This is a genomic window from Pseudomonas sp. OTU5201 (assembly GCF_038440135.1).
Classification (GTDB): Bacteria; Pseudomonadota; Gammaproteobacteria; order Pseudomonadales; family Pseudomonadaceae; genus Metapseudomonas; species Metapseudomonas resinovorans.
The window spans coordinates 98,099-106,702 of the sequence record NZ_JASATC010000019.1; the positions used below are offsets into that span (position 1 = coordinate 98,099).

Below are 8,604 nucleotides of genomic sequence, written 5' to 3' on the forward strand. Positions count from 1 at the left end.
CGAATGGGCAACCTTACCTGTCGATTGCCGAAGAGTGGAAGGCTCAATCGCGATCCGGCGCCCCCAGCGGGAACAGCGGTCGATACATGCGCGCTTCGTCCACCACGCGGGCGAACGAGGGGCGAGTCAGCAAGCGCTGCCGATAGGCCCGGACGTTGCCGAACGACCCAGCAATGGGGTGTACCCAGTCTGCATAGAACAGCGCCGGCGCCGCTGCGCAGTCGGCGAGGCTGAACGTTTCGCCTGCCGCCCAGGTTCGCCCTGCAAGCTTCTCTTCCAGCCAGGCGTAACTGCGCTCCAGCAGACCCTTCGCTTCCGCTACGCCAAGCGCGTCGCGCTGCTCTGCCGGGCGCAGGCTATCGAACACCGGCTTCTGCATCGGCGTCATCACATACAGGTCGAAGAAGCGATCCAGCATCCGCACCTCAAGCGCGGCTTCCGGCCCCGCGGGGATCAGCGTCACCGACCCGCCATGATGCTGCTGCAGGTACTCGATGATGATGCTCGACTCCATCACCGGCCGCTCGCCGTCCAGCAGCAACGGAAACCGCCGGAGCGGCCAGAGGCGTTGGAATTCGTCGGCGGTAGTCGCGTCATCCGGTGACATCAAGCGCATGCGGAAGGGAGTGTCGTTCTCGTAGAGCGCAATCAGGACCTTCTGGCAGTAGGACGAGAAGGGATGGGCGAACAGTTGCAGGGACATGGGCGACTCCTGTTGAAGTTGGGATTCGCTAGCTGGTCGATTGCCATTCGAGGAAATCGACAGGTTCCGGCTGTTGTAGAAAGACAACGTTGTCCCTGCAAAGGGTAGGCACCTATGGTACCGAGGGAGCGCTGTCAGCTTGATGAAAGAGTCGTCCGGTATCTTGCCTGTCGCCGGTGACACGATTGCCGGGTGTTATCTCTCCTCTATTGCGTGGTTCCAGCGGCGGCCCAGGCCACAAGCCTGCGGCCTGTCGCTGTGCAGGCCCGGGGCGAATCAATCGTCCCGCGTCAGCACTTCCAGCAATTCGATCTCGAACAGCAGGTTGGAGTTCGGCTTGATATGGGCGCCGACTTCGCGCTCGCCATAGGCCAGGTGCGCCGGAACGAACAGCTTGCGCTTGCCACCGACCTTCATGCCCATCAGGCCGATGTCCCAGCCCTTGATGACACGCCCGGTACCGATCACGCACTGGAAGGGCTTGCCGCGGCTGTAGGACGAATCGAACTCGGTGCCGTCTTCCAGGGTGCCGCGGTACTGGGTAGTGATCAGGGCGCCCTTGACCACTTCCTTGCCGTTGCCCAGCTGGATATCGGTTATCTGCAGTTCGTCACTCATGGGATGTGCTCCTTGGTTCGTCGGTCGGGTCCGGCCATTTGCGCGCAGCCTTTTCGCAGGATCGGGTGCGCCGGTCAAGCCACGGCGTGATTCGTCGACGACAGAAAAGCCCGGCTTCATGGGGGCTTCGTGCAATTTGCATGAGAGTTGGACGGAGAATCGTGCAAGTCACCCGCAGACGGTCGGGCGCGTGCGTTCCATATGCCTGATTCGCAAGGACATTACCTGAAGCAGCAAACGGGCACGACGACTGCAGGGGACAAGGTCCGAAAACCCAACACCCGACAGGAGTTTCCGAATGAAGCTGCCATTCACTGCCTTTTATGATGCCTTTCCGCAGCACCATGTAGTTGTGAAGCCCCGGCCAGACGGGTCCTTGTTGCTCACGCTGACCGGACAGGACGGCGAATCGCTCTGCAAGGCCGTCGACAATGAAGCCTTCTACAGCGACGCGCGCGTGCGCCAGGTGATCCGGGAACTGCAGCGGGACATGAAGCTGGACGCGGGCGAGGTGCACTGGCACGACAAGGGCATCGACTGGGTGTCGCTCGATCTGCCTACCTATCAGGGCGGGCCCATTCACATGACGGCGGCCAAGACGCTGGTGGCGCGGCGCAAGCTGGAGCCCAGGCAACAGGCTCGTCGAACCCCCGTAGCCTAAACAACTCCGGCGGATGAAAGGAGCGGTGCGACCCGCTCCTTTTTTGTGGCTTAGCCACGCTTTGCTTTTTCGGCGAGTTCCTTCTGGGCGACCGCTTCGTTTGCCTCGTGTTGCTGTTTCTCGATCTGCGCAAGGCGCTTCTCGTAGCGGGAGATGGTGCGGTCGCCGCCGCCGGATGCCATGGCCGAACCAGCGGAAAGGGCGACGGCCAGCAAGGTTGCGGAAGTGATGAGCTTTTTCATGGAATGTCTCCTGTTGAGATCAAGGGTTGGGGTATCCAGAGCTTTCTCCGAATGCGGTACTGCCATCCTTGACGCGGTCAGCAGGCTTCCTGGTCGTCGGCTCTTGCCAAGCATCCATGGAGCCCTGCGGACCTGAATAAAAGCCCCGCGGCGAGGAGCTCTGACCCGCGGGGAAAACTGCCGGCCGGGGCAGGCCGGGCAAGGGAGGAGAGGGTCACGCCTGGGGCTGCCAGCCGCCGCCAAGGGCCTTGTAGATGGCGACGATGCCGCGATAGACCTCGACTTCGGCCTGGGCCTGGGCGTCTTCGGCGGCCAGGCGCTCGCGTTCGGCGTCCAGCAACACGAGGAAGTCCACAGTGCCTTCGCGATAGCGGGTTGCGGCCTGTTCGGCGGCGGCGCGGGTGGCTTCCGACTGGCGCACCAGGGAAACCAGGCGCTGCTGGCGCTTGCCGTAGTCGCTGAAGGCGTTCTCGGACTCTTCCAGGGCCAGCAGGACCTGCTGCTCATAGTTGGCCAGGGCGCCCTCGGCATCGGCCTCGGAGGCGCGGATCTGCGCCCGGACGCTGCCGAGGTCGAAGGCGGCCCAGGAGATGGTCGGTGCCACCGCCCAGGCCCGCGCGGCGGAGGAGCCGATCTGCGAGCCGCGTCCGGCGGTGAAGCCGAGGAAGCCCGACAGGCTCACGCGCGGGAACAGGTCAGCCGTGGCCACGCCCACACCGGCGGTGGCGGCAGCCAACTGACGCTCGGCGGAGCGCACGTCGGGGCGGCGGCGCAGCAGTTCGGCCGGGTCGCCGATGGGCAGGGCCTTGCCGATCACCGGCAGCGGCTTGGCCGAGAGGTCAACGGCAAGCTGTTCCGGCCGTTGGCCAAGGAGGGTGGCGATGCGGTTGCGGGCGCGCACTTCCTCGGCCTGGAGCTGCGGCAGGCTGGCTTCGGTGGCGGCCAGGCGGCCGTCGGCGCGCAGCACGTCGAGCTCGCTGCCGACACCGGCGTCGCGCAGTTGCTCGGTGAGGCCACGGGATTCGCGCTGATTCTCCAGGTTCTCGCGGGCGATGCGTTCGCGCAGCTGGGCACCGCGCAGGTTGCCGTAGGCGTCCACCAGTTCGGCGATCAGGCTGACCTGCAGCTGTTGCAGGTCGGCCTCGGCCACGCCTATCTCGGCATCGCTGGCTTCGATCTGGCGCTGGATGCGGCCGAACAGGTCGAGCTCCCAGGCCATGTCCAGGCCCAGGTCGTAGCGTTCGGCATTGACCCGCTCCTCGGTGACGCCGGGCTGCTGGCCCTTGCCGATCTCGGCGCTGGCGCCGGCGGTGACCACCGGCAACTGGTCGTTGCCGACGTCGTCGCGGATGGCGCGGGCGGCTTTCAGGCGGGCGAAAGCCACGCGCAGTTCACGGTTTTCCTTGAGCGACTGCTGCACCAGTTGGTTCAGGGTCGGGTCGTCGAACTGCTGCCACCAGACGCTCTCGAAACGACCGCGATCGGCCTTCACGGCATCCGCCGAGGCGAGCCGCGCGGGCTCGGTGTCGGGGGCCTTGTAGTCCGGGCCCACGGCACAGGCGGAAAGGGCCAGTGCCAGCAGGGCGGGGGCGAAAGCCTTGTGCATCATGCGTGTGCTTCCTTCAGTTGCGGGGCGCGGGCGGCCTTGCGCGCTTCGCGCTTTTCGACGAATCCGCGGATCAGGACATAGAACACCGGGGTCAGCAGCAGGCCGAAGAAGGTCACGCCGATCATCCCGCTGAACACCGCGACGCCCATGGCATGGCGCATTTCGGCGCCGGCACCGGAAGACAGCACCAGGGGCACCACGCCCATGATGAAGGCGATGGAGGTCATCAGGATCGGGCGCAGACGCAGGCGGCAGGCTTCCAGGACGGCAGCGACGCGGTCCAGGCCTTCTTCCTGTTTCTCCTTGGCGAACTCGACGATGAGGATGGCGTTCTTGCACGCCAGGCCCACCAGAACGATCAAGCCGATCTGCGTGAAGATGTTGTTGTCGCTACCGGCCAGGATCACCCCGGTGATGGCGGAGAACAGCACGGTCGGCACGATCAGGATCACCGCCAGCGGCAGGCTCCAGCTCTCGTACTGGGCGGCCAGCACCAGGAAGGCCAGCAGCACGCAGAGCGGGAAGATGAAGATCGCGGTGTTGCCGGCGAGGATCTGCTGGTAGGTCAGGTCCGTCCACTCGTAGGTCATGCCGTTGGGCAGCTCTTCGTCCAGCAGCTTGGCGATCGCCGCCTCGGCCTGGCCGGAGCTGTAGCCGGGCGCGGCTGCGCCGTTGATCTCGGCGGTGATGAAGCCGTTGTAGTGCATCACGCGATCAGGCCCTGCGCTGTTCTCCACCTTGACGAAGGTGGACAGCGGGATCATCTCGCCACGGTTGTTGCGCACCTTCAGCTGGCCGATCTGCTCGGGCTCCAGGCGGAACTGCTGGTCGGCCTGGACGTTGACCTGGTAGGTACGGCCGAAGCGGTTGAAGTCGTTGGCGTACAGCGAACCCAGGTACACCTGCATGGTGTCGAAGATGTCGCTGATGGCCACGCCGTGGGTCTTGGCTTTCTCGCGGTCGATGGCGGCATCCACCTGGGGCACGTTGACCTGGTAGCTGGTGAACACCGACATCGGGTTCAGTTCCGGCAGTTGGCGTGCCTTGGCGATGATGTTCTGGGTCTGCTTGTACAGCTCCTCGTAGCCCAGGTTGCCACGGTCCTCCACCTGCAGGCGGAAGCCGCCGATGGTGCCCAGACCCTGTACCGGGGGCGGCGGGAAGATGGCGATGTAGGCGTCCTGGATATCCGCGAACTGCTTGTTCAGCTCGGCGGCGATGGCGCCAGCCGACATGGAGGGGTCCTTGCGCTCATCGAAGGGCTTGAGCGGGGTGAACACGATGCCGCTGTTCGGGCTGTTGGTGAAACCGTTGATGGACAGGCCCGGGAAGGCCACGGTGTTTTCCACGCCCGGGTGCTTGGAGGCGATCTCGGACATGCGCTTGATCACCGCTTCGGTGCGATCCAGGGTGGCGGCATCCGGCAGTTGCGCGAAGGCGACCAGGTACTGCTTGTCCTGTTGCGGCACGAAGCCGGCCGGGGTGCTGGAGAAGCCCAGGTAGCCGAGTCCCAGCAGGCCGGCATAGATGAACATGGCGATGCTGCTGCCCCGCAGGACGCGGCGCACGGTACGGACGTAGCCGCCGCCAGCGCGTTCGAACATGCGGTTGAACGGGTTGAACAACCAGCGGCCGAACAGCGTATCGAGCACGCGGGAGAAGCGGTCCTTCGGTGCGTGGTGGTCTTTCAGCAGCACGGCGGCCAGGGCCGGGGACAGGGTCAGCGAGTTGAAGGCCGAGATCACCGTGGAAATGGCGATGGTCAGGGCGAACTGCTGGTAGAACTGCCCGGTGAGGCCGGAGATGAAGGCAGTGGGCACGAACACGGCGCACAGCACGAGTGCAGTGGCGATGATCGGGCCGGTCACTTCCTTCATGGCCTGGCGGGTGGCTTCCACCGGTGACTTGCCGAGTCCGATGTTCCGCTCGACGTTTTCCACGACGACGATGGCGTCGTCGACCACGATGCCGATGGCCAGCACCAGGCCGAACAGCGACAGGGCGTTGAGCGAGAAGCCGAACAGGTGCATCACCGCGAAGGTGCCGATCAGCGACACCGGCACGGCGGCCAGCGGGATGATCGAGGCGCGCCAGGTCTGCAGGAACAGGATCACCACCAGTACGACGAGCACGATGGCTTCGAGCAGGGTGTGAACCACCGCCTCGATGGAGCCGCGCACGAAGATGGTCGGGTCATAGACGATTTCGTAGTCCATGCCCTGGGGGAAACTCTGCTTCAGTTCGGCCATGCGCTCACGAACGGCGTCGGAGATTTCGATGGCGTTGGAGCCGGGACGCTGGAACACCGGAATCGCCACGGCTGGCTGATTGTTCAGCAGCGAGCGCAGGGCGTACTGGTTGGAGCCCAGCTCGACGCGGGCGATGTCCTTCAGACGCGTGATCTCGCCGTCGTCACCGGCCCGGATGATGATGTTCTCGAACTCTTCCTCGGTGACCAGGCGGCCCTGGGTGTTGATCGACAGCTGGAAGCTGTTGCCGGCATCGGACGGTGGCGCGCCGAGGGCGCCTGCGGCGACCTGGCGGTTCTGCTCGCGAATGGCGTTGACCACATCGGTGGCGGTCAGGTTGCGCGAAGCCACCTTGTTCGGGTCGAGCCAGACACGCAGGGAGTAGTTGCCCATGCCGAACAGCTGCACGTCGCCCACGCCATCCAGCCGCGCCAGCTCGTCCTTGACATTGAGCGCCGCGTAGTTGGACAGGTAGAGCATGTCGTAGCGGTTATCCGGTGAGGTCAGGTGCACCACCATGGTCAGGTCCGGAGAGGCCTTGTCCACGGTCACGCCGAGCCGCTGCACCTCGGTTGGCAGGGTGGGCATGGTGCGTGTCACGCGGTTCTGCACCTGCACCTGGGCGTTATCCAGGTCGGTGCCCAGGGCAAAGGTGATGGTCAGGGTCAGCTTGCCGTCGTTGGTCGCCTGGGAGGACATGTAGAGCATGCCTTCCACGCCGACGATGGCTTGCTCCAGCGGCGAGGCGACGGTTTCACCGATCACCTTGGGGTTGGCGCCGGGGAAGTTGGCGCGCACCACCACCGTCGGCGGTACCACTTCCGGGTATTCGCTGATGGGCAGCTGGAACAGCGAGATGGCGCCGCCGATCAGGATCAGCAGCGACAGCACGGCGGCGAAGATCGGCCGCAGGATGAAGAACTGGGAGAAATTCATGGCGTGCTACCTCAGCCGCGCGGGCCGACGGAAGGTTTGGCGTTCTGCTCGGCTACCCGTGGGGCGTCGCGGCCTTCCACGGATTGGCGCAGGCGGGCCAACTGGTCGAGGGTGGATTCGTCGGCCATGGGCACGGCTTGCGGTTCCACTGGCGCGCCGGGCATGGCGCGCTGCAGGCCGTTGACCACGATCGTTTCGCCCTTGACCAGGCCGTTGCGCACGATGCGCAGGCCTTCCAGCTTTGGCCCCAGTTCGATGGCGCGGTAATTCACCTTGTTGTCTTCACCCAGCACCAGGACGAACTTCTTGCCCAGGTCGGTGCCGATGGCTTCGTCCTTGATCAGCGCTGCCGGGTAGGTCTCGCTGCCCACCAGCTTGATGCGGGCGTAGAGGCCGGGGGTGAACTTGCCGTCCTTGTTGTCGAACACGGCGCGGCCACGGATGGTGCCGGTGCGCGGGTTGACCTGGTTGTCGAGGAAGTCCAGCTGGCCCAGGTGCGGGTTGCCGGTTTCGCTGGACAGGCCCATGTACACCGGGCTGGCGGCGCGGGTGTCGGAGCCGGTCTTGCGGGCCAGTTCCACGTACTTGAGGAAGGCGCGTTCGTCGGCGTCGAAGTAGGCGTAGACCTTGTCGGTGGAGACCACCGAGGTCAACAGCGATTGGCTGGCGTTGACCAGGTTGCCTTCGGTGATTTCGGCACGGCTGACGCGACCGTCGATGGGCGCGGTCACGCGGGTGAAGCTGAGGTTGAGCTTGGCGTTGTCCAGTTCGGCCTGGGTGGCGGCGACCGCGGCCTGGGCTTCGGTGGCAGCGCTGGCGCGAGCGTCGGCCAGTTCGGCGGAAATGGCATTGCTCTGGCGCAGGCGCTCGCCACGGCGGGCTTCGTTGGCGGCACGGTTCTGGTTGGCGCGGGCTTGCTGCAGCTGGGCTTCCAGGCGCTTGACCTCGGCCTCGAAGGGACGCGGGTCGATCTGGAACAGCAGGTCGCCTTTCTTCACCAGGCTGCCTTCATCGAAAGCCACCCGGTCGATGTAGCCGGAGACGCGCGGGCGGATTTCCACGGACTCCGGAGCTTCCAGGCGGCCGGTGAATTCGTCCCATTCGTTGAGGGGCTGTTCGATCACTTCGGCGACGCTGACCTTGGGGGCCGCTTGGTTGAGTGTGGCTTCCGGTGCCTTGCCGCAGGCTACCAGTACCACCGCCGCCGCGAGGGTAAGAGGGTAACGCCAGAGGTTCTTCTGTATTGCTTCCATGGGACAGCTCCGCCAATTGGTTTTATGAATGGGCGGAGTCTGCGTGCGGAGATTCGACCAGACGAATCGAACACCCTGAAGGTGACTATTACTGGAAGTGATTGATCAGGGTGGGGTTATGGAGATGTTGATGGTCCGGAGGTGGATCAGGAATCGTAGGGGCGATTTCAATCGCCAAGGGAGGCGGAGCATCCCCTGAGCGACTGATGGGCAGACCTTCGGCCTGCTTGGCGAATGAATTCGCTGTGTCTGCGTTAGCTTTTGCGAGAGATTTCCCATCCGGCCAAGTGCCTTGTAGGAGCTGGCTTGCCAGCGAAACGCCGCCATTCGCTG

The 8,604-nt window shown here is 64.7% G+C and carries 8 protein-coding genes; 1 reads left to right on the top strand and 7 read right to left on the bottom strand.

Features of this window, described 5'->3' with window-relative positions; translation table 11 throughout:
* Window positions 1-43 precede the first annotated feature (43 nt).
* Both AAHM40_RS13970 and AAHM40_RS13975 read right to left on the bottom strand, forming a co-directional pair.
* Complete coding sequence (locus AAHM40_RS13970; RefSeq protein WP_342245185.1) at window positions 44-703, bottom strand: glutathione S-transferase family protein; 660 nt, start codon at window positions 701-703, stop codon at window positions 44-46.
* A gap of 276 nt (window positions 704-979) precedes the next feature.
* Entirely contained in the window at window positions 980-1,321 is a 342-nt protein-coding gene (locus AAHM40_RS13975) for an FKBP-type peptidyl-prolyl cis-trans isomerase (RefSeq protein WP_342245186.1), read from the bottom strand.
* Between the two features lie 298 nt (window positions 1,322-1,619).
* Here AAHM40_RS13975 and AAHM40_RS13980 point away from each other — a divergent pair, with 298 nt between their 5' ends.
* The gene (locus AAHM40_RS13980) at window positions 1,620-1,982 is read left to right on the top strand and encodes a DUF3509 domain-containing protein (protein ID WP_342245187.1); all 363 of its coding nucleotides are present in this window, start codon (window positions 1,620-1,622) and stop codon (window positions 1,980-1,982) included.
* A gap of 50 nt (window positions 1,983-2,032) precedes the next feature.
* Here AAHM40_RS13980 and AAHM40_RS13985 read toward each other — a convergent pair whose 3' ends face one another.
* The 5 genes from AAHM40_RS13985 to AAHM40_RS14005 all read right to left on the bottom strand — a co-directional run.
* A complete protein-coding gene (locus AAHM40_RS13985) occupies window positions 2,033-2,224 on the bottom strand; it encodes a hypothetical protein (RefSeq protein WP_028631250.1) in 192 nt (63 codons plus the stop codon).
* A 214-nt stretch (window positions 2,225-2,438) separates the two neighbouring features.
* A complete protein-coding gene (locus tag AAHM40_RS13990) occupies window positions 2,439-3,833 on the bottom strand; it encodes a TolC family protein (protein ID WP_342245188.1) in 1,395 nt (464 codons plus the stop codon).
* Window positions 3,830-7,018, bottom strand: coding sequence for an efflux RND transporter permease subunit (locus AAHM40_RS13995; protein WP_342245189.1), 3,189 nt, complete (start codon window positions 7,016-7,018; stop codon window positions 3,830-3,832). Before AAHM40_RS13995 ends, AAHM40_RS13990 begins: the two co-directional genes overlap by 4 nt.
* Before the next feature lie 11 nt (window positions 7,019-7,029).
* Window positions 7,030-8,271: a multidrug efflux RND transporter periplasmic adaptor subunit MexE gene (gene mexE, locus AAHM40_RS14000; protein ID WP_342245190.1), complete on the bottom strand. Its 1,242-nt coding sequence runs from the start codon at window positions 8,269-8,271 to the stop codon at window positions 7,030-7,032.
* Between the two features lie 88 nt (window positions 8,272-8,359).
* The coding region (locus tag AAHM40_RS14005) for a hypothetical protein (RefSeq protein WP_342245191.1) at window positions 8,360-8,604 on the bottom strand (245 nt) is incomplete at its 5' end.